Source organism: Desulfitibacter alkalitolerans DSM 16504, assembly GCF_000620305.1.
Classification (GTDB): Bacteria; Bacillota; DSM-16504; order Desulfitibacterales; family Desulfitibacteraceae; genus Desulfitibacter; species Desulfitibacter alkalitolerans.
This window is the reverse complement of the sequence record NZ_KK211100.1, coordinates 510207-531096: the sequence shown is the minus strand read 5'-3', so window position 1 is coordinate 531096 and position 20890 is coordinate 510207. Positions and strand designations below refer to the sequence as shown.

Genomic DNA, 20890 nt, shown 5'->3' with positions numbered 1-20890 from the left:
AGTGAAGAATACCGACTGACGGTAAAGGAAATGCCTGAGGATACTCGACCCAGAGAGCGTTTACTACAAAAGGGAGCCGCAGCATTAAACTCTAGTGAGCTTCTGGCAATTCTGATAAGGACAGGAAATAGAAAAGAAACAGCTATTGATATGGCTAATAGGATTTTGCATCATTGTAGTGGTTTAAAGGGACTAGCCAATATATCTATAGAAGAACTTAGCGGTTTTCAGGGGATAGGTTTGGCAAAGAGTGCCCAGATCAAAGCAGCAATTGAGCTTGGACACAGAATATATAAGGAAGCAGGTATGGCGGCTAAACCTAAAATCACAAGTCCATTAGATGTGGTTGATTTGGTCATGGAAATGCAGTTTTTGGATAAGGAGCATTTCCGGGTGATCAGCTTAAGTACAAAAAACCACGTTATTGGTATAGATGAAATTTCCATTGGAAGCTTAAATAGCTCCATTGTTCACCCAAGAGAGGTTTTTAAAAAAGCCCTTGAAAAAAGTGCGGCTTCGGTAATATTGGCCCATAATCACCCAAGTGGTGACCCTGAGCCCAGCAGAGAAGACATACAGGTAACCAACAGGCTTGTTAAAGCAGGGGAAATATTGGGAATAGAAGTTCTTGACCATATTATTATTGGGGCGAAAAGGTACAAGAGCTTAAAAGAATTATCGATAATTTAGTCCCAAATCTTACCCCTTGATAGCAGATTCAATGCTATACTATAATTGTCTGTAGCAAATAATCTAGAGCAGCCTAACTTGGAGAGGAGTAAATATACATGTTTTTTGCAAAAGATCTAGGAATAGACTTGGGTACAGCCAATACGCTTGTTCATTTACGTGGAAAAGGTATTATATGCACAGAGCCTTCTGTTGTAGCTATTCAAAGAGAGACAGGAGCAGTTTTGGCAGTTGGAGAAGAAGCCAAGAAAATGATTGGTAGAACACCAGGTAACATTGTTGCCATTAGACCCATGAAGGATGGCGTTATTGCTGATTTTGACATAACATCAGCCATGCTTCGATATTTTATCAACAAGGCATTAAACAGAAAGGGCAGAAGCACCATTGTAAGACCCAGAGTGGTGGTTTGTATTCCTTCAGGTATTACTGCTGTTGAAGAAAGGGCAGTGAGAGAAGCTGCAATGCAGGCAGGAGCCAAAGAGGTTTATTTAATAGAAGAACCAATGGCTGCAGCCATTGGAGCCGGGCTTCCGGTTCATGAGCCTACCGGCAATATGGTTGTTGATATTGGTGGAGGTACTACGGAGGTAGCTATTATTTCGTTAGGTGGTATAGTTACATCCAGGTCCATTCGTATTGGTGGAGACGAAATGGATGATGCAATTGTTCAGCATATTAAAAGAAACTATAACCTCATGATTGGTGAAAGAACAGCAGAAGAATTAAAGATACAAGTAGGAGCAGCATATTTCCCACCACATGACGGTGAGGGAAGGGCTAACATGGTAGTTCCCGTAAGGGGTAGGGATTTAGTGGCAGGCCTCCCAAAGACTATTGATATAACAGCAAAAGAAATTAAGGATGCATTAAATGAACCTGTAACAGCCATTATTGAGGCTATTAAGGTATGCCTGGAAAAAACCCCGCCAGAGCTTGCGGCAGATATTATGGATAGAGGTATAGTCATGGCTGGGGGCGGTTCTCTCTTATGGGGACTAGACGCACTAGTCAGCCGTGAAACAGGTATGCCTGTTCACCTGGCTGAAGAACCATTATCGGCTGTTGCCAATGGAACTGGAAAGGTATTAGAGAATATTGAGATGCTTAAGAGAGTATTAATACCTAATAAAAAACTGGGTTAGAGATGTAGGTGTGTGTAAATGGCGCGTAAGATTTCCAGAAAAAAAAGTATAATTGCAGGCGTTATGCTTGTAGTTATACTCCTTGCTGGTATTAGATTTACTGCAACAACCAACAGGACACAGTTGACCCAACTAGAAATTATTCTTCGTGATTTTATAGCCCCGCTGTATAGCGGGGTTATGCAGGTTTCTAGTACAATAGTGAATGTAAGCAATAGTATAACCCTATACAATGAACTTTTGGAAGAAAATAGATATTTAAAAGAGCAGGTTAGGCATTTATCCTTGCAAAACAGCACAATGGAAGAATACCGTTTGGAAAATCAACGGCTTTCTAATCTTTTAGGTTTTAAAGAGACCCATGGAGATCAACTAAATCTGGTTGCTGCAAAGGTGATAGGCAGAAATCTAGGCAATTGGTTTGATACAATTATTATAAATAAGGGCACAAATCATGGTATTAGAGTTAACATGGCGGTTATTAATCATCAGGGCCTGGTGGGTAGAGTAGTTGCCACTTCAAGAAACACTGCTGAGATAATGCTTTTATCAGATAGAGAAAGTGCTGTTGGCTCAATGGTTCAAAGAAGCAGAACTCTTGGAGTGGTTGAATCCACTACTACTGGAGATTATCCGTTGCAGATGATTCATATGACCCATGATGCCCCTGTGGACGTGGGTGATGTTATCATAACGTCCGGCTTAGGAGAAATTTTCCCAAAGGGATTGAAAATCGGTTATGTTGCTGAAGTAAAAATGGCACCTACAGGTCTTGTTAAACAAGCAATGGTAATTCCCTATGTGGAATTTAATAAATTAGAAGAAGTAATGGTTATTACGGAGGTTAAGGAGCTCCCAGATGATGAAGAATTGGGAGAGGGTGAAGATCATTGAAGCATGGATTTTGGATGGGATTTTTGCTGGTTTTAAGCCTGGTGCTGCAGGCAACTGCATTTAACTATCTAACAGTAGCTGGAGTAAAGCCTGATTTGCTGTTGATTATTGTAGTTTTATATGGACTCCTTTACGGAAAGAAGGCAGGGATTCTAGGTTTTATTTATGGTTTAGTGGAAGATCTGGTTGTTGGCAGATTCATAGGCTTTAATGCTATAACCAAGGGGCTAATGGGATTATTAATTGGATATTTGGAACCAAAGCTTTTCAAGGACCATATCCTGGTGCCCGTTGTAGTCCTGCTGCTGGGAACCTTCGTATATGGAGCATTTGCCTATATAATTGGCCTTGTAGTTGGATTGTATTCAACTTTTGAATATGAAGCCTATTTAAGAATTATAATTCTGCAATCCATATATAATGCTTGTTTAGCTCCCTTTTTATATGGGAGATACTATAAGATTAGCATGGAAAGATTTGTTAAAAAATTGAGGAGGTAAGGGCCATGACCCTTTCTCGTAAAATACTACAAAAAAAATTAACTGTATATATATATATAACCGTTCTAATATTTGTGATTCTCATTGCACGACTTTTCCAGCTGCAGGTAATAAATGCCCATGAGTTCAGAACACAATCTGAAGAAAATCGTATTAGAATCATTTCCAAGGAAGCAAGACGGGGAGATATAATTAGTACTGATGGTAAAGTTTTAGCCACCAGCATGCCAGTCTTTACCATATCTATTTCTCACTTGACTGATAGGAATAAGCTGCAGAAGGTGATTGAAAACCTGGTTGAAATTCTAGACGACCCTAATATAGACGAAGAGATTATTAATGAAAAATTAAAAGGCCACACAAGAAAATTTGAGCCTTTAGAAATAGTTACCTTACAGTGGGATGAACAAGGGATTGAAACCATTACACGATTAGAAGAGAGAAGGGGTGACCTGCCAGGAGTTGTAATTGAGGAAGTGCCCCAGAGATATTATCCCTTTGATAGTATTGCCGGGCATATCTTGGGGTATGTAGGACAAATTAGTCAAAGGGAGTTAGAAATATTTCAAGAGCATCATTATAGTTTGAACGATAGAATCGGTAAGACAGGGATAGAGAGGGTGGCGGAATTAAGGGAAATTAATGGGACTCCTGTAGGATTAAGGGGCAAAAAAGGTGTACAACAAGTAGAAGTTAATGCCGGCAATAGACCCATTAGAGAGCTTGTTAATATTCCATCAACACCAGGAAATAATGTTCTTCTTACCCTTGATATTGAATTGCAAAAGGTAATGGAAACTGCCATGGATGAGGTTATTGAAAGGGTGAAAAAAGAGAATCCCAAAGCCGGTGCAGGTGGTGCCGTGGCTATAGATATTAAAACAGGTGCCATCTTGGCCATTGCCAGTAAACCAGATATGAACCCAAATGATTTTGTTGACGGCAGCTTTAATGAAAAAAGAGATTATTACAATGATCCCGCAATCAAGCCGGAGTTTAACAGGGCTGTTCGTGGTACCTATCCTCCCGGTTCGACATTTAAGATGATTACCCTTTTGGCGGCCCTGGAAGACAAAGCTGTTAACCTAAGTGATGCCGTTGTGTGCAGTGGTGCGTACTGGAGGCCTCCCTTCATCAAGTGCTGGGGAGTTCATGGCAGGGTAGATTATCATAGGGCATTAGCCGTATCCTGCAACACCTATGTACAAAACGCGGCCCACCTTACGGGAATTGATAGTATTGTCAGCATAGGCCAGCAGTTTGGCCTGGGTATGAAAACAGGCTCTCCAGATATACTTGGTGAGGAGGCAGGAATCTTGCCTTCTCCTGAATGGAAGAAAGCCATAAGTGATATATTGGTTAAAAGAAAGTTTGAAAATAGAAGAGATAATATAGAAAAAAAATATCAAACCTTAAGGGGAGAGGCCAAGACCTTTGAAGAGTTTCAAGAGCTTGATAGACAAAAGGATAGAGAGCTTGCAAATCTAGAGGCACAATATAGGATTGAATATAACTTTGAAACTAACTGGCATCCCTTTGATACCTATAATACATCAATAGGCCAGGGTTCAGTAAACCTTACTGTACTACAGCTTGCAAATTATACAGCAGCCATTGCCAATAGGGGTACCAGATATGTTCCCTACCTTATAGATAAGATTTTATCTCCACAGGGTGATGTTGTGGTGGATTATGAGCCAGAAATAGCTGGTGTAGCTGAAGTTTCCGCAAGAACCATAGAAGAGGTCATAGAGGGTATGCATGATGTTGCCAGGCCTGGAGGAACAGCTTATTATTTGTTTAGAGAGTTTCCACCCCATGTCACTGTTGCAGCAAAAACAGGAACTGCACAGACTGGTAGAGTGGGAGATGATAAAAGGAAGGATTTCCATGGAGTTTTTGTAGCCTTTGCTCCAGTTGATGATCCTCAAATAGCCTTTGCAGGGTTAATTGAATATGGCCGAACTGGTGGTGGTAGTGCAGGATATGTTGCAAAAGCCGTATTTGAGGAATATTTTGGACTGAATAAAACTGAATTGGATGAAGAAATGTTAATGAATTTAGTAGAATAACCAGGAGGTTTCTCCATGCTGTCATAAATTGATGTAAAAACAAGGAATTTTGTTCCTTGTTTTTTTCTCAATTTGCAGGAATTGGTGTTTATTCGTAGAAAGTTAATTTAGTCCATTCATGGAGCGTAGAAGCATAAAGCAAGAAAGGAGCATTTAGTTTTGCATTTTGCCTTTTGCTGGAGGAGCTGGTGAATATTATGTCAGATAAAAAAGCAGATTATGTAAAACAGGAGATGACAGAGCTGGCAAAAATAACAAGTAATTGTAATATTCCAGACAATGAAACAATTTTGGTGCAAAGAACTATTCGTTCTGGACAAACAGTTCAGTATTCAGGACATATTGTCATACTGGGAGATGTTAATCCTGGAGCTGAAATTATTGCCGGTGGTAATATTATGGTACTGGGCTGTTTAAGGGGAATTGCACATGCAGGTGCCCTTGGTAACCAATTAGCAGTTGTAGCTGCTTTTAGGCTAGAACCTACCCAGCTTAGGATAGCCAATCATATTACTCGGGCACCAGATGGAGAAAAGTGGCAGCCCCAGCAACCTGAGGTAGCCAGGATCAAAAATGGAGTAGTGGTTATAGAAAAGCTGCAATCACTGGGTGAACGTTACCTGAATTTTTGTTAACTTAAACTACTAACTTAAGGGGGAAATAATATGGGAGAAGTAATAGTTATTACATCTGGCAAAGGAGGAGTGGGCAAGACTACTACAACAGCCAATATTGGGACTGGGTTAGCATCTTTAGGTTACAAGGTTGTTATGGTTGATACAGATATTGGATTGCGTAACCTTGATGTTGTTATGGGATTGGAAAATAGAATTGTTTATGATATTGTTGATGTTGTTCATGGGCACTGCAGATTAAAACAAGCCTTAATCAAGGACAAGCGCTTTGAGGATTTATTCTTATTGCCTGCTTCCCAGACCAGGGATAAAACCTCAGTAAATCAAGAGCAAATGCAAAAGCTGTGTAAAGACCTCAAGGAAGAATATGACTATGTTTTAGTTGACTGCCCAGCGGGAATAGAGGGTGGGTTTAAAAACGCTATAGCAGGTGCTGATAAGGCTATTGTAGTTACAACTCCCGAGGTGTCGGCTGTAAGAGATGCTGACAGGATAGTTGGCTTATTAGAAGCTAATGATTTGAAAAATCCCAAGCTAATCATTAACAGAATCCGCCCCCACATGGTGAAAAAGGGCGACATGATGGATATTGATGATATGATTGAAATTCTGGCAATTGAGCTTTTAGGTGTTGTGCCAGAAGATGAATTTATAGTTGTTTCAACCAATAAGGGTGAGCCTGCTGTTTTGGACAAGGATTCAATGGCTGGACAAGCCTATAGAAATATTTCTTTAAGAATAACTGGCGAAAATGTTCCCCTTATGCAGTTAGATGCTAATGTAGGGATAATGAAGAAACTTCGTAAACTTATAGGATTTTAAAGAACATAAAGGGGGCGTAGGTTATGCTACAGTTATTACAGCGGATATTGGGGGTTGGTTCACCCTCAAGCAAAACAATTGCAAAGGAAAGGCTACGCTTGGTATTGCTCCATGACAGGACAAGCATTCCACCCCATGTAATTGAGGCTCTTAAAGGGGATTTAATACAATGCATTTCAAAATATATGGAGATAGATGAAAATAATCTTGATGTTAGTCTGAGTGATAGTGATGAATCTGTAGCCTTAGTTGCAAATATTCCAATACTAAAGGTTAGACAAATGTAATACATATTAAAAACACACTTAAGTCCCTGTACAGTGCAGGGATTTTTAATTCCAATTTTTCTAATACTAAATGTTCCTTTCCATGTGGTATAATTACATGGATGGGGGTATGGACCATGAAGCTACCTGAAAAAAAGATGCTGAAAAATATAGATTACCTTTTTGTTTTGACCCTGTTGGCTATTCTTGGGCTAAGCATTGCTGTAATGCCAAGTGCATCAGCAACAATCACAAGTGATTCAACCTACTATGCAAAGAAACAATTAAGCTGGATATTTATTGGCATCATAGCAATGATCTTTGTTTTATCCATTGACTACAAACAGCTGCAAAAGTACTCAAAATATTTATATGTCTTAAATATAATTATTCTGCTTTTAGTTTTAAGCCCTCTAGGACATACAGCAAAGGGTGCTCAAAGATGGATTAATATTGGACCCTTTGTATTTCAGGCATCAGAATTTGCCAAAATACTAGTCATCATTACCTTTGCTGATTTCCTTGCCAAAAGGCAGGGCAAGCTGGAAACCTTTAAACAGTTCCTACCCTGTTTTATTTTTGTTGGCATACCAATGCTGCTGGTGCTAAGGCAGCCTGATTTAGGAACATCTCTTGTCTTCATTGCCATCCTTATTGGTATGATGTTTATAGCCGGTGCAAATCCAAGGCTTCTATTTGGCTTGGTCACAGCAGGTGTAGCAAGTGGTATAGGGCTTATACATGCACACCTAAAATGGGGAATATGGCTGCCTTTAAAGGATTACCAGCTTATGCGGCTAATAGTATTTTTAAACCCCTACGAGGATGGTATGGGAGGCAGGGGTGCAGGCTACCAGCTTATTCAATCTCAGGTGGCTGTGGGATCCGGTGGACTAACTGGTAAGGGATTGTTCCAGGGTTCCCAGGTACAGTTAAATTTTCTGCCAGAGCATCATACAGATTTTATTTTTTCAGTAGTTGGGGAGGAGCTTGGCTTTATAGGAGCGGTAATAATATTGGCCTTATATTTTTTCTTAATCTATAGAAGCATCGATATTATGGCCCATGCCAAGGATATGTTTGGGGTGTTAATGGTAGCAGGTGTAACATCCATGTTGGTGTTTCATATTCTTGTAAATGTAGGCATGGCAATAGGCATTATGCCTATAACAGGATTGCCCTTGCCCCTGTTTAGCTATGGCGGCAGCTCAATGCTGGCCAACCTGATTGCCCTGGGAATAATTCTAAACGTTAATATACGGCGAAAAAAGATTATTTTTTAATAAAACTGAATCTTTTCCACTAGGGGAGCCAAGAGGCTGAGACAAAAACTTAGGTTTTTGACCCTTTGTACCTGAACTGGGTAATACCAGCGTAGGAAAGTGGTGCTATAGAGAGTTTGGCACCACAGTATGGGACCTGTGGTGTTTTTGTTTTTTATTTAATTTGAAATGGAGGTAAAGTAGGTATGGTAATGAAAAAAGTATTGACAATTGCAGGTTCAGATTCCGGAGCAGGGGCAGGGATACAGGCCGATTTGAAAGCTATTGCTGCCATAGGTGCGTATGGTACTACGGCCATTACATCCATCACAGCACAAAACACCCTGGGTGTAAAGGGTGTTTACAATTTGCCTTTGGAAATGATAGAAGCCCAAATAGATGCGGTTATGGAGGATATATCTGCAGATGCAGTGAAAACAGGAATGCTTGCCACAAGGGAAATAATACTCCTTGTGAGCAAAAAGGTTAAGGAATATAAAATGGATAAGCTGGTTGTTGACCCTGTTATGGTAGCAACAAGTGGCGATATTTTGCTGGAAAATGATGCCGTTGATACATTAATCCAAGAACTAATGCCCCTGGCAGAGGTAGTTACACCTAATATAAAAGAGGCTGAAGTTTTATCCGGGCTTACCATTGATACTATACATGATATGGAGGCTGCAGCAAAACAAATAGCAAAAATGGGCCCTAAATATGTAATAGTTAAAGGGGGCCATAGAAGAGAAGATGCCATGGATATTCTTTATGATGGAAAAGAAACCTTTTATTTTCCAGGCGAAAGGGTAAATACTAATAATACCCATGGTACAGGCTGCACTTACTCTGCTGCCCTGGCCGCTTGTATTGCCCAGGAAATTACAATGATAGATGCAGTTGGCAGAGTAAAACAATATATTACAAAGGGCCTAGCTAATTCTTTAGCCATAGGAAAGGGAAGTGGCCCTGTAAATCATTTTTGGATGCTTAATACGTTCTGCAGGGAGGGAAAGATTTGAGAAACTGGCATGTGTATCTAATTACTTCTCAAGAATTATCCGGGGGCAGATCAACTCTCGAAGTTGTTAAGGAAGCTGTAGCTGCTGGAGTAGATGTTGTTCAGCTCAGGGAAAAGACCATGGAAGGTAAGGAATTATTGGAACTCGGACGAAAAATACGTGAGATAACAAAAGAAGCTGGTGTAAAGTATATTGTAAATGATAGGGTTGATATTGCACTACTAACTGATGCTGATGGGGTTCATCTGGGTCAAGGTGATATTCCGTATAATTATGCCCGCTCCCTTGTGGGTGAGAAAATGATTATAGGAATATCTGTTGATACAGTGGAACAGGCAGTAAAGGCAGAGAGAGAGGGAGCAGATTATATAGGAGTAGGACCTGTATATGCCACAAACTCAAAAAATAATGCAGGACCTTGCCTGGGTCTTGAAAATCTTAAGAAGATTCGCAGCAATTCAACCATCCCCATTGTAGCTGTTGGGGGAATTAACCAAGGAAATGCCACAGAGGTTATTCTAAATGGTGCAGATTGCTTATCAGTCATATCTGCAATTACCCAGGCAGAAGACATACAAGCAAGTGTTAGAGAATTAAAAAGACAAATAATATCTGGGAAGGGTGAGTTGAACAAATGACAAAGGATCTGTTAAAGCTGGTAAGGGAAAAGAAACCCCTGGTACATCACATTACTAATGATGTAACTGTAAATGACTGTGCAAACATTACCCTAAATACAGGTGGCCTGCCTGTAATGGCCTATTCCATTGATGAGGTTCATGAAATGGTTAAGGTTGCTGGAGCCCTGGTGCTAAATATTGGCACATTAAATAAGGACCAGATTAAGGCCATGATAAAAGCAGGAAAGGCTGCCAATGAAGCAGGTGTACCTGTAATACTCGATCCTGTGGGAGTAGGGGCCACTACCCTTAGAACTGAAAGTGCATTGGAAATACTAAAAGAAGTTAGAATAGACATTATTAAGGGCAACAAGGCGGAAATAAATATCCTGGCAGGTCAGGGCGGACAAATCAGGGGTGTAGAATCAATTGGGGATTATGATGATATGGAGGATGCTGCTTGCAGTCTTGCAAAAAAATATCAATGTATAGTAGTAGCGTCTGGAGCAAGAGATATTGTAACTGATGGCGAAAGAATTATCTGGGTTGCCAATGGCCATGAATTAATGAGCCGGGTGGTAGGAACAGGCTGTATGGCAGCTTCTGTTTTGGGCTGCTTTGCCGCTGTTCATGAGGACAAGCTGAAATCCTCAACAGCAGCTCTTGTGACATTTGGAATAGCTGGTGAAATTGCAGCTCAAACAGAGGGAGTTAAAGGTCCTGGAAGCTATAAGATTGCCCTGTTTGACAGCATGTATAATCTGGATTATGAGCAAGTTGAAAAGAGAATGAAAATAGAAATGGTAGTGTAGCTAAAATGAAAATTTCTGAGTATGGGGAATTTAAGTTAATAGAGAAAATTGCCGGGGACACCATTTATGACAGCCAGCGTGTTATTGTGGGAATAGGTGATGATACAGCTGCAGAAAAGGTTAATCCAGGACATTTACTTTTATCCACATGTGATGCCCTTGTGGATGGTGTTCATTTTCTCCTTGATAAAATATCTCCCGGGCAGTTGGGAAGAAAGGCTGTTGCAGTTAATTTAAGTGACATTGCTGCCATGGGAGGAAGACCAACTTCTATACTTATAACACTGGCTCTACCCAGGGATACTGCTGTGAACTGGGTAGAGGATCTATATGTTGGCATCAAGGAAATGTGCAGCTTATATAAGGTCAATATTATGGGTGGGGACATGGTTTCCTCACCGGTTGTCTCTATAAATATAACAGCCCTGGGAGAGGTTAAACCAGAAAATATCATAAAAAGAGCAGGGGCTTGTATTGGAGATGCTATCCTGGTAACTGGGCCTCTGGGTGATTCAGGGGGTGGTCTAGAAATAATAAAAAGGGGTTTGGAAAAGGATCCTTACTGGAGCAAACTGGTGGAAAAACATCTAAACCCAATGCCCCAGGTTCTTGAAGGCCAGTTTCTAGCAAAGACAGGCTTTGTAACATCCATGAATGATATTAGTGATGGATTAGCTTCAGAAATCAGGGAGATCTCAGATGCAAGCAGGGTAGGTATTGAACTCTGGGAAGAAAGCATCCCCTACAGCAGCCTTCTATTGGAAGCTGCAGAGGAATTTGCAATTCCTCCTATTAATCTAGCATTATCAGGAGGAGAGGATTATCAATTAGTATTTACATGTAAGGGAAAACGGGTCAAACAATTGATGAAAGGCTTTGCCCAGGAATTTTCCAGAGAAGTGCATCTCATTGGTGAGATCAAACCAGTGGAATATGGAATTAAATTAAGACATAACAATGGTCAATGCCAGGAGTTACTTACAAAGGGATACAATCACTTTGCTTAATGCAATCATTAATGGTTGCATTTTTTTCTTTAATGGAAGCATATTCCTTTAAAACATGAATATATTTACTATTGAACTTGCCTGTCCGAGGAGGGAATATGCTAAATGGATAATTGGGGTTTTAAACGAAATGATACTAATAGATTTTTTGCAAGGGGCATAGTAAAACAGCTCCTGACAGCTATAGTAATATTCATTATTTGTGTGGGAATCTTAAGCTTTGACGGAACTTTTTCAAAAAAATTTCATAGGCAGGTTGCATATTATTTGACATCCCAGGAGGGTGATTGGGCTCCTGCCATTGAAACAATGGTTGCTACAGGCCTGTGGATGGACAGTATAAACAGGGGTGCCTTCCAGGTGGTAGCCCCCAGAGATGATACATTATATTTAACCCTGCCTGTGTCAGGTACAATTGTTAGAGAATTTGGATGGATAGAGGCTGCTGGCGGCAGCCAAAAGCTCTTTCATTCGGGAATTGATATAGAAACAGAAATAGGCACACCAATTAGAGCAGCACTTGACGGTCAGGTTGTCAAGGTTGAGGTAAATGACAGCCTTGGCAGACTAGTTATGGTAGAGCATAGAGGTGGACTTACTACAGTTTATGCCAACTGTAGTGAGGTCCTTGTTAAAGAAGGCGACGTAATAACCCAAGGCCAAATTATTGCCAAGGTAGGAAAAAGCATTTCTGGAATGGGGCAGCTCCATTTTGAAATCAGGGAGGGGCAACAACCGGTAGATCCCCTGAAATATCTAAATTTCTTAAATGAATCACCCTAGGAGCTGTTATAAGTGAAACTATTTCAATATCAAGGAATAGATGTCAAGGTAGATAAGCTGTTTTTGCTTATGATGGTGTTTTATGGCTTTGCAAAGGTACTTCCCCAGGCACTAATTATCTTTCTGGTGGTTTTGATCCATGAACTGGCCCATACAATAGTTGCAAGGGGTCATAAGGTAAACATTAAAGAAATAGAGCTGTTTCCCTTTGGTGGAGTGGCGAAGCTGGATTTTCTAGAAGTGGATTCCAATGAAGAGATACGCATAGCTTTAGCAGGTCCCCTAACTAACTTTTTTATGGCTGGTCTAGGTTTGGCAGCCCAGTATTATTATAATACAGATTACTGGCTGCCATTTTTTATAAGACTAAATATTATAATGGGCTTATTTAACCTTATACCAGTTTTGCCCCTTGATGGAGGCAGAATATATAGAGCCTGGCATGCCAAATCAGTGGGTGTATTTGCTGCTACCAGAAAAGCAGCTTACCAGGGAAAATTAATGGCTGTGCTTATACTATTAGTAACTGTTAGCGGCTTATATTTAAGACTATGGGACCTTAATGCTGTTACCATGGCCTGCTTCTTGTTTTATTCAGCAGGTGAGCAGGATAAGACTGCCTCTTTTCATTTCATCAGGTATCTCCTGAAAAAGAGGGAAATCATTTCAAGGGAAAACATCCAACAATTAAGGCCATATTATGTAAGAGAAAGCACACCCATTGGAGAGTTATTGCCCCATCTCCATCCGAATTCGTATAATGTTTTTCATGTTTTCAACCAATCAGGAGTACAAATAAAAACTGTTTCAGAAGAAAAGCTGATAGAGGAATACTTTAAAAAGGGTGATCAAATCCTAATGAGGGATATCTAAACAAGACACTCTGACGGTTTTCTGTCTTATTTTTCATTGTTAGAAGTATAAATTTTCACCACAATAACATTTATTAAAGGAAATATTTATAGTGTGGCGAATAGCCTTTTGGTAGACTACTACTGAGAGGTTATTTTTTATTGTATTATATAATAATAGAGTTATAACATAAGTTAGGAGGATTGGCTTTCGTGAAGAATATTTTGGAATCTGAAGTGCTGCCTTTGGTTGAAAAGCCTGCCAGGTATTTAGGCAATGAATATAATTCTGTACATAAGGATTGGGACCAGGCACGGGTTAAGATGGCTTTTTGCTTCCCGGATGTTTATGAGGTTGCCATGTCTCATCTGGGTTTAAGAATATTATATGGTTTAGTAAATGAAAAAGATGATTATTTAATGGAAAGGTGCTTTGCGCCCTGGGTGGACATGGAAAGTGAGCTGAGAAAAAGAGGGCTGCCCCTTTTTAGTCTGGAATCTTCAAAACCATTAAGAGATTTTCATGTGATAGGTTTTACTCTGCAATACGAAATGAGCTATACAAATATATTAAACATGCTTGATATGGCAGGGATTCCCCTATTGCAGACTGAAAGAGATGAAACCTATCCCCTTGTAATTGCAGGAGGTCCATGTGCCTTTAATCCGGAGCCCCTGGCAGACTTTATAGACTTTTTTTTATTAGGGGATTCAGAAGAACTACTCCTTGAGGTCCTTGCCCAGGTTAAGGACAAATATCTCCAGGATGGAATGAAAAGGGATGATTTCCTGAGAGAAATTGCCAGTGTTCCTGGAGTATATGTTCCTCATCTATATGAATTTAAGTATAGTGAGGAAGGAACCATAGAAGCTATCGTGGATGCCACTGGAATGGGTGCTGTCAAAAGGAGAATAGTAAAGGATTTAGATAGCGCTTACTTTCCAACCAACCCTGTGGTTCCCTTTGTAGAAGCTGTGCATGATAGGGTGATGCTGGAGGTTGCAAGGGGCTGTACCAGGGGATGTAGATTTTGTCAGGCGGGCATTGTCTACAGGCCTGTTAGGGAAAAGTCTCCTCAAACCCTGCAGAAACATGCCCAGCTGTCCATTGAAAATACCGGCTATGAGGAAATTTCTCTTACATCTTTAAGCTCTGCAGATTATTCGTGTATTGAACAGGTGACCCGGGGGCTGCTTAACCAATATGAAGGTGACAGGGTAAGTCTCTCACTGCCATCCTTAAGGGTTGATGCTTTTTCAGTTGACCTGGCCAGGGAAATACAAAAGGTTCGCAAAACGGGCTTAACCTTTGCCCCTGAGGCGGGAACCCAAAGACTAAGAAATGTGATTAATAAGGGTGTTACCGAGGAAGACCTGGAAAGGTCTGTTACAGGAGCTTTTCAAGCAGGCTGGGATGCTGTTAAGCTCTATTTCATGATTGGTCTGCCAACAGAAAGAGAGGATGATTTAAAGGGTATAGCTGAGCTGGCTTATAAGGTTCTAAGCATTGGCAGAGAAGTTAAGAAGAGGCAAAACTCCAGGGGAACCCTGAAAATAACAGTAAGTGTTTCATCCTTTGTTCCCAAACCCCATACTCCCTTTCAGTGGGAGCCCCAGGACAGAATAGAAGTTCTAAAACAAAAACAAAAGCATTTAAAAGAATTACTTAGAGATAGAAAGATAGTCTATAATTATCACAGTCCTGATATTAGCTTTCTGGAGGCTGTTTTTTCCAGGGGAGACAGGAGATTATGCAGGGTGCTCAAGCTTGCCTGGGAAAAGGGCTGTAAATTTGACAGCTGGGATGAATTTTTTAATTATCAAAAGTGGATGGAAGCTTTTAAGGAAAGCAATATAGACCCTGAATTTTACGCTTATAGGAAAAGGGATAAAGATGAAATTTTCCCATGGGATATTATTGATGTTGGGGTTACCAAAAGCTTTCTATTTAAAGAGTATGAAAGGGCAATGGTTGAGGCCAGGAGCTATGATTGCCGCTATGAACCCTGCAGTGGTTGTGGAGTTTGCCCCAGATTTGATGTTAAGCTTGACATAAAGGGGGAGCATAATGAAGTTACGGGTTAAATATTCAAAGATGGAAAGTGCTCGCTTTTTGTCCCATCTGGAGCTGATGAAGGCAATGGAGAGAGCCTTTCGAAGAGCAAGGATTCCCCTGGCATTTTCAGAGGGCTTTAATCCACATCCGAAAATAAGCTATGCATCTGCCCTTTCAGTAGGCACAGCTAGTCGAGGTGAATATTTGGACATAGAGCTAGGTACCAGGGTGGATTTAATTGCTTTCAAGAATCAGGTAAACAATAACCTGATAAAGGGCATAGAAATATTAGATGTGAAAGAAATTAAGGATAAAGTTAAATCATTGACAGCCATAATAGAAAGGGCAGAATATACAGCAATATGCCCAGTTGAGAAGAAATTGACAGTTGGAGAGTTGCAGCAACTAATTGAAGATTTTCTTGGGCAGCCAGAGATTCTAGTCAACAGGAAATCTAAGGATAAAACTAAGGAAATTAACATAAAAGAAGGAATTTATCATCTGGGCGCTGAATTTAATGATATGAATTTGGTTATTAATTATATTGTAGCTTCAGGAAGCAAAGGTAATGTAAGGGCTGGGGAAGTTTACCATGCTATTATTACATTTTCAAAGATTAAAACACAAGGCACCCCCACTCTTATAAGGGAAGACCTGTATGCAATAAAGAATGGTTCTTTATGTACTCCAATGGGAATACTGGAAGGGTGAATTCAATTGCAAAAAGAATTAATGGTAGACGTTCAGGAAGAACAGATTTTAGTTACCATAGTTGAAGACGGGATACTAATGGAGGTTTATGTAGAAAGAGAGTTTAATAAAAGGATAGTAGGGAACATCTATCTAGGGGTTGTGAAAAATGTACTTCCAGGCATGCAGGCAGCTTTTGTTGACATTGGTTTAGAAAGAAATGCATTTTTGTTTGTAGAGGATGCTGTGCCATCCAAAAATATGCTGGATGACTCCTTTAAGGGGCCGCAGATAAGTATTTGCGATGTATTAAGAGAAGGTCAGCAAATCCTCGTTCAGGTGTCCAAGGAGCCAGTCGGCTCTAAAGGAGCCAGGGTAACAACTAATATTACTATACCTGGCAGATATACGGTATTAATGCCCTACGTGGAGTATGTGGGTGTATCAAGAAGAATTGAGAGTGAAGAAGAAAGGGATAGGCTTAAAAAAATAGCAAGCAGGGTCAAGTCAAAAAGCATGGGCATGATAGTACGTACCGTTGCTGAAGGTGCTGGAGAAAAAGAGCTTGAGGCGGATTTACAAAACTTACAGGCGATATGGGGTAAAATAGAAAAAAGACTTACAAGAACGGCTGCTCCAAGGGTTATATATAAGGATCTAGGTCTGACACAGAGAATGGTTCGAGATCTCCTTGATGAAAAGGTTTCCAGGATAATTGTAAACTGTCCTGAGGTTAAGGAGCAAATTCTCGAAGCCATGACCCTGTTAGATTGTCAGCATAAATATAGGGTTGTTTATGAAGAAGGAGATATTTTAGAAAGGTATTCAATTCTAAGTCAATTGGACCAGGCCTTCAATAAAAGGGTTTGGCTCAAATCAGGAGCCTATATAGTAATAGATCAAACAGAAGCATTAACTGCAATTGATATTAATACAGGAAAATACATAGGCAAGGATGATCTTCAATCTACCGTTCTTAATACCAATTTGCAGGCAACTGCGGAAATTGCCAGACAGTTAAGGCTTAGAAATATTGGTGGAATAATTATTATAGATTTTATTGATATGGAAAAACCTGAACACAAGCAATTGGTCATAGATTCTCTGGAAAGAGAATTAAAAAATGACAAAACAAAGACAAATATTATGGGGATTACCAGCCTGGGGCTTGTGGAAATGACTAGAAAAAAGGCCCGCATGGGCTTAGAAAGTCTTATGCTAAATGACTGTCCATACTGTGAAGGCAAGGGCAAACTTCTATCAATAGAGACAATAGCTTTAAGAACCAAGAAAAGAATTAGAAACATGGCGGGAAGAACATTACAGGCTGCACTTTTAATAAGGGCTAATCCAATAGTGGCTTCACAGATAATTGGGAGCAATGGAGTTTCTTTAAAAAGACTTGAAGAAAGTACAGGAAAAACAATTGTAGTTAAGGGAGATGAAAGCTTCCATATAGAACATGTAGAAGTGCGCAGCATCTCTGATAAGGAAATGGAGGCATACCTGCCGGTTAAAGAAGGAGATGTAATTGATATCAAAGTAGAAGAGCCTCAAAGTGGTGATGGGAAGGATGGAATAGCAAGGTTGAATGGTTATGTAATAAGTATAATAAATGGCTCCCCTTTTGTTGGTCAGGAGGTTACAGTTAAAATAATTAAAGCGTATAGAACCTATGCCAGGGGTGAGATTATTTGACATTTGTAAGAGCCTATGATATAATTCATGATTGTTAGTAATAAAAAAAGTGTCGTTCAAAACCGCATAAAAAAGGTATAAGGGTACACTTACCCACCCTTTTTAGCGAGTCTTTACGAGGAGGAAATTAAAAAATGTACGCAATTATTGAAACTGGTGGAAAGCAGTACAAGGTTAAAGAAGGAGATCTAGTTAAGGTTGAGCTTTTGAAATCCCAGGAGGGCAGCACCCTTGAGATTACTGATGTTTTAGCTGTTGTAAATGGTGACAGCTCTAATTTTGGAACTCCCAGGGTTGATGGCGCAAAGGTTGTATGTTCCGTAGTGAGACATGACAAGGCCAAGAAAATAATTGTTTTCAAATATAAGCCCAAAAAGAACTACAGGAAAAAGCAGGGCCATCGTCAGCCATATACTTTGTTGAAGGTTGAAAAGATCCAGGCATAATAGTGCTATGGTAGAAGTAAGATTTTTTTATAGAGGCAATAAAGAAATTAGCGGTTTTCAAATAGAAGGCCACAGTAGTTTTGCGAAAAAGGGTCAGGATATAGTATGCTCGGCTATTTCAGTACTGGCACAAACTGCTGTTATAGGATTAGGTGAGTATTTGCAGGAAGGCAGCTTTAAGTATTCAATTAGTGATGGCTATTTGAAATGTACTTTACAAAATAATTTAACAGTAGAAGAAAACAAAGCTGCACAAATTATATTAAAAACCATGTATCTTGGCATTAAATCCATTGAAGAGGGTTATGCAGCACATGTTAGAATTCTTAAGGAGGTGTAAATGATGCTTAAAATAGATCTTCAATTGTTTGCACAGAAAAAAGGTGTTGGTAGTTCAAAGAACGGTCGCGATAGTGAAGCTAAAAGACTTGGAGTTAAAAGACACGATGGTCAGGTAGTATTAGCCGGAAATATTATTGTGCGTCAAAGGGGAACTAAAATCCATCCAGGAACTAATGTTGGAATAGGCAAAGATGATACTTTGTTCGCATTAGCTGATGGCGTTGTAAGGTTTGAGCGAAAAGGTAAGGATAAGAAACAAGTTAGTATTCATGCTGTATAAGACTAACAAGGTCCCTGGACTATTTTCAGGGGCCTTTTTTGCACGTATCAGTAAATTATAACTTTCATAAAACTTAAAGGAAATTCATGTTAATTTGCAGAAGTCTACGATACAAATTCTTTTTTTGGAGTGAGCTGCTTGAAAGAAGACATGTATAGGCACGAAGCCATTAAATTGCTTAGACTACAAAAACATGATATGGTAAATTATCTCCAGGTTATTCTTGGTTATATTCAATTAAATAAGGGCAATGAAGCCCAAAAGCACATAAAGCAGGCAATGTATGAACTGCAGCATAAGGGAAGTATTTTAAGGATAGCATATCCCAAACTTGTAATATCACTGATGTCACAAGCAGACAAGGTATTCAGGCTGGGCATTCCCCTGTCAATAGCATGTAAAAATGATTTGAAGAATATTCATGTTGACGAGGAATTATTAACAGAGCTCCTTGAGAAGATCTGGGATGAAATAATTGCCTCCCAATTAAGATATCCTCCAGGAGAACGGCACATAGATTTTATGGTGGATGATGATGGCAGCTTTGTCTTTTCTGCTGTTAAGATAAAAACATACATAAAAACCGGGGACTTAAATGAATTAAATATCTTATTTTCAAAAGCTGGTTATGAGCTGGTATTGTCGGATGAAAAATTAATAATAAGAAATATTATAAATAGAGTAAATACGCCTATATAGAAGTGCAGGTGACAATAAATGTTTTATGATAAAGCAAAAATTTATGTAAAAGCTGGAGACGGTGGTAATGGTATAGTGGCCTTCAGAAGGGAAAAGTATGTGCCTGAGGGCGGCCCCAATGGCGGGGATGGTGGAGATGGTGGCAGTGTTATCTTAATTGGAGATAAGGGCCTGCGAACCCTGGTGGATTTCAAATATAAACCCCATGTAAAAGCAAAAAAGGGTGAGCATGGTCAAGGGAAAAACAGGCATGGAAGAAATGCAGAGGATACCATTCTAAGTGTCCCCCTAGGCACTATAGTGAAGAATTTTGATACAGGTGAATTAATTGCAGATGTTACAGAGGATGGTCAGCGTGTAGTTGTTGCCAGGGGAGGCAGAGGTGGAAGGGGAAATGCCCGTTTTGCCAGTGCAAAGAATAGAGTGCCTGTTGTTGCAGAAAAGGGTGAGCCTGGTGAAGAGGTTACCCTGTTTTTAGAACTCAAGCTGCTGGCTGATGTGGGACTAATCGGAATGCCTAATGCTGGAAAATCCACCTTAATATCTGTAATATCGGCGGCCAAGCCCAAAATTGCAGACTATCCCTTTACAACCCTTAAGCCCAATCTGGGTGTTGTTTCGGTGGATGAAGGCAGCAGCTTTGTTGTGGCTGACATTCCTGGTCTAATTGAAGGAGCCCACCAGGGAGCAGGCTTGGGCCATGAATTCCTGCGTCACATTGAAAGGACCAGGATATTTGTGCATGTGTTGGATCTGACCCCTGTTGAGGATAAAAATATTATAGAAGCTTTCAACACTATAAACAAGGAGCTAGTTTTATACAATCCCAAGCTAGCTGATAAAAAGCAGATAATAGCTGCCAATAAAATGGATGTATCTGGTGCTGAGAAGAACCTGGAGCTTTTAAGCAAAGAGTTGGAAGGAAAATATGAAATCTTTCCCATATCTGCAGTAGCAGGGACAGGCCTTAAACCGCTAATTGGCAGGATAGCCCAGCTAATTGATGAGATTGAGCCTGAACCTTTATATGCTGGGGACGAAATTAAAATCTTTTGTGAGCCTGAGGAGAGGTTCACCATTGACCGGGAGGATGGTATATTTGTGGTGAAGGGTAAAGAGGTGGAAAAGCACTTTGCAATGACAGATTTTAATAATGAAGAAGGTGTAAGGAGATTCCAACGCATTTTAAAAGTAATGGGCGTTGAAAATGCGCTCCTGGAAAAGGGTATTAATTATGGAGACACTGTAAGAATTGGTGACTTGGAATTTGAGTTTGTTGAATAGGAGTGGAAAATAAATTT

23 protein-coding genes and 1 riboswitch are annotated in these 20890 nt (G+C 40.0%); all 23 genes read left to right on the top strand.

Annotated elements, in window-relative coordinates; genetic code table 11:
- The first annotated feature begins 30 nt into the window (after positions 1-30).
- The 23 genes from radC (at position 31) to obgE (ending at position 20873) form a co-directional block, all read left to right on the top strand.
- Positions 31-690, top strand: coding sequence for a RadC family protein (gene radC, locus K364_RS0108390; RefSeq protein ID WP_035268808.1), 660 nt, complete (start codon positions 31-33; stop codon positions 688-690).
- Positions 691-788: 98 nt separating this feature from the next.
- Positions 789-1835, top strand: a complete 1047-nt coding sequence (locus K364_RS0108385) for a rod shape-determining protein (RefSeq protein ID WP_028307665.1) — start codon at positions 789-791, stop codon at positions 1833-1835.
- Positions 1836-1853: 18 nt separating this feature from the next.
- Positions 1854-2729, top strand: coding sequence for a rod shape-determining protein MreC (mreC, locus tag K364_RS0108380; protein ID WP_028307664.1), 876 nt, complete (start codon positions 1854-1856; stop codon positions 2727-2729).
- The gene (gene mreD / locus K364_RS0108375) at positions 2726-3229 is read left to right on the top strand and encodes a rod shape-determining protein MreD (RefSeq protein ID WP_028307663.1); all 504 of its coding nucleotides are present in this window, start codon (positions 2726-2728) and stop codon (positions 3227-3229) included. The genes mreC and mreD overlap by 4 nt, the downstream gene beginning before the upstream one ends.
- Before the next feature lie 5 nt (positions 3230-3234).
- Positions 3235-5301 carry a penicillin-binding protein 2 gene (locus tag K364_RS23290; RefSeq protein WP_051533887.1) on the top strand — a complete coding sequence of 689 codons (2067 nt, stop codon included), beginning with the start codon at positions 3235-3237 and terminating at the stop codon, positions 5299-5301.
- 197 nt (positions 5302-5498) lie between these two features.
- Complete coding sequence (minC, locus tag K364_RS0108365) at positions 5499-5936, top strand: septum site-determining protein MinC (RefSeq protein WP_084295784.1); 438 nt, start codon at positions 5499-5501, stop codon at positions 5934-5936.
- Between the two features lie 30 nt (positions 5937-5966).
- A complete protein-coding gene (minD, locus tag K364_RS0108360; protein WP_028307661.1) occupies positions 5967-6758 on the top strand; it encodes a septum site-determining protein MinD in 792 nt (263 codons plus the stop codon).
- Positions 6759-6781: 23 nt separating this feature from the next.
- Positions 6782-7045 carry a cell division topological specificity factor MinE gene (gene minE, locus K364_RS0108355; RefSeq protein WP_028307660.1) on the top strand — a complete coding sequence of 88 codons (264 nt, stop codon included), beginning with the start codon at positions 6782-6784 and terminating at the stop codon, positions 7043-7045.
- A 116-nt stretch (positions 7046-7161) separates the two neighbouring features.
- On the top strand, positions 7162-8307 hold the full coding sequence (rodA, locus tag K364_RS0108350; protein WP_035268416.1) for a rod shape-determining protein RodA: 1146 nt from the start codon (positions 7162-7164) through the stop codon (positions 8305-8307).
- A gap of 11 nt (positions 8308-8318) precedes the next feature.
- A riboswitch (TPP riboswitch) is annotated at positions 8319-8422 on the top strand.
- Positions 8423-8492: 70 nt separating this feature from the next.
- Positions 8493-9305 carry a bifunctional hydroxymethylpyrimidine kinase/phosphomethylpyrimidine kinase gene (thiD, locus tag K364_RS0108345; protein ID WP_156946426.1) on the top strand — a complete coding sequence of 271 codons (813 nt, stop codon included), beginning with the start codon at positions 8493-8495 and terminating at the stop codon, positions 9303-9305.
- Entirely contained in the window at positions 9302-9943 is a 642-nt protein-coding gene (gene thiE, locus K364_RS0108340; protein WP_028307657.1) for a thiamine phosphate synthase, read from the top strand. Before thiD ends, thiE begins: the two co-directional genes overlap by 4 nt.
- Entirely contained in the window at positions 9940-10737 is a 798-nt protein-coding gene (gene thiM / locus K364_RS0108335; protein ID WP_028307656.1) for a hydroxyethylthiazole kinase, read from the top strand. The genes thiE and thiM overlap by 4 nt, the downstream gene beginning before the upstream one ends.
- Before the next feature lie 5 nt (positions 10738-10742).
- Complete coding sequence (thiL, locus tag K364_RS0108330) at positions 10743-11744, top strand: thiamine-phosphate kinase (protein ID WP_028307655.1); 1002 nt, start codon at positions 10743-10745, stop codon at positions 11742-11744.
- 105 nt (positions 11745-11849) lie between these two features.
- Positions 11850-12527, top strand: coding sequence for a murein hydrolase activator EnvC family protein (locus tag K364_RS25515; RefSeq protein ID WP_051533886.1), 678 nt, complete (start codon positions 11850-11852; stop codon positions 12525-12527).
- 12 nt (positions 12528-12539) lie between these two features.
- Entirely contained in the window at positions 12540-13400 is an 861-nt protein-coding gene (locus tag K364_RS0108320; protein ID WP_028307654.1) for a M50 family metallopeptidase, read from the top strand.
- Between the two features lie 191 nt (positions 13401-13591).
- Positions 13592-15463 (top strand): TIGR03960 family B12-binding radical SAM protein, encoded by a 1872-nt coding sequence (locus K364_RS0108315; protein WP_242841671.1) that lies wholly within the window; start codon positions 13592-13594, stop codon positions 15461-15463.
- On the top strand, positions 15447-16145 hold the full coding sequence (locus K364_RS23280; RefSeq protein ID WP_051533885.1) for a TIGR03936 family radical SAM-associated protein: 699 nt from the start codon (positions 15447-15449) through the stop codon (positions 16143-16145). The genes K364_RS0108315 and K364_RS23280 overlap by 17 nt, the downstream gene beginning before the upstream one ends.
- 6 nt (positions 16146-16151) lie before the next feature.
- Positions 16152-17822, top strand: a complete 1671-nt coding sequence (locus tag K364_RS0108305; protein WP_028307652.1) for an Rne/Rng family ribonuclease — start codon at positions 16152-16154, stop codon at positions 17820-17822.
- Positions 17823-17956: 134 nt separating this feature from the next.
- Positions 17957-18268, top strand: coding sequence for a 50S ribosomal protein L21 (gene rplU / locus K364_RS0108300; RefSeq protein WP_028307651.1), 312 nt, complete (start codon positions 17957-17959; stop codon positions 18266-18268).
- 7 nt (positions 18269-18275) lie between these two features.
- Complete coding sequence (locus tag K364_RS0108295; protein ID WP_028307650.1) at positions 18276-18608, top strand: ribosomal-processing cysteine protease Prp; 333 nt, start codon at positions 18276-18278, stop codon at positions 18606-18608.
- 3 nt (positions 18609-18611) lie between these two features.
- The gene (rpmA, locus tag K364_RS0108290; protein ID WP_028307649.1) at positions 18612-18890 is read left to right on the top strand and encodes a 50S ribosomal protein L27; all 279 of its coding nucleotides are present in this window, start codon (positions 18612-18614) and stop codon (positions 18888-18890) included.
- Between the two features lie 138 nt (positions 18891-19028).
- Positions 19029-19589: a Spo0B domain-containing protein gene (locus tag K364_RS0108285; protein ID WP_028307648.1), complete on the top strand. Its 561-nt coding sequence runs from the start codon at positions 19029-19031 to the stop codon at positions 19587-19589.
- Positions 19590-19607: 18 nt separating this feature from the next.
- Positions 19608-20873: a GTPase ObgE gene (obgE, locus tag K364_RS0108280; protein ID WP_028307647.1), complete on the top strand. Its 1266-nt coding sequence runs from the start codon at positions 19608-19610 to the stop codon at positions 20871-20873.
- Positions 20874-20890 lie beyond the last annotated feature (17 nt).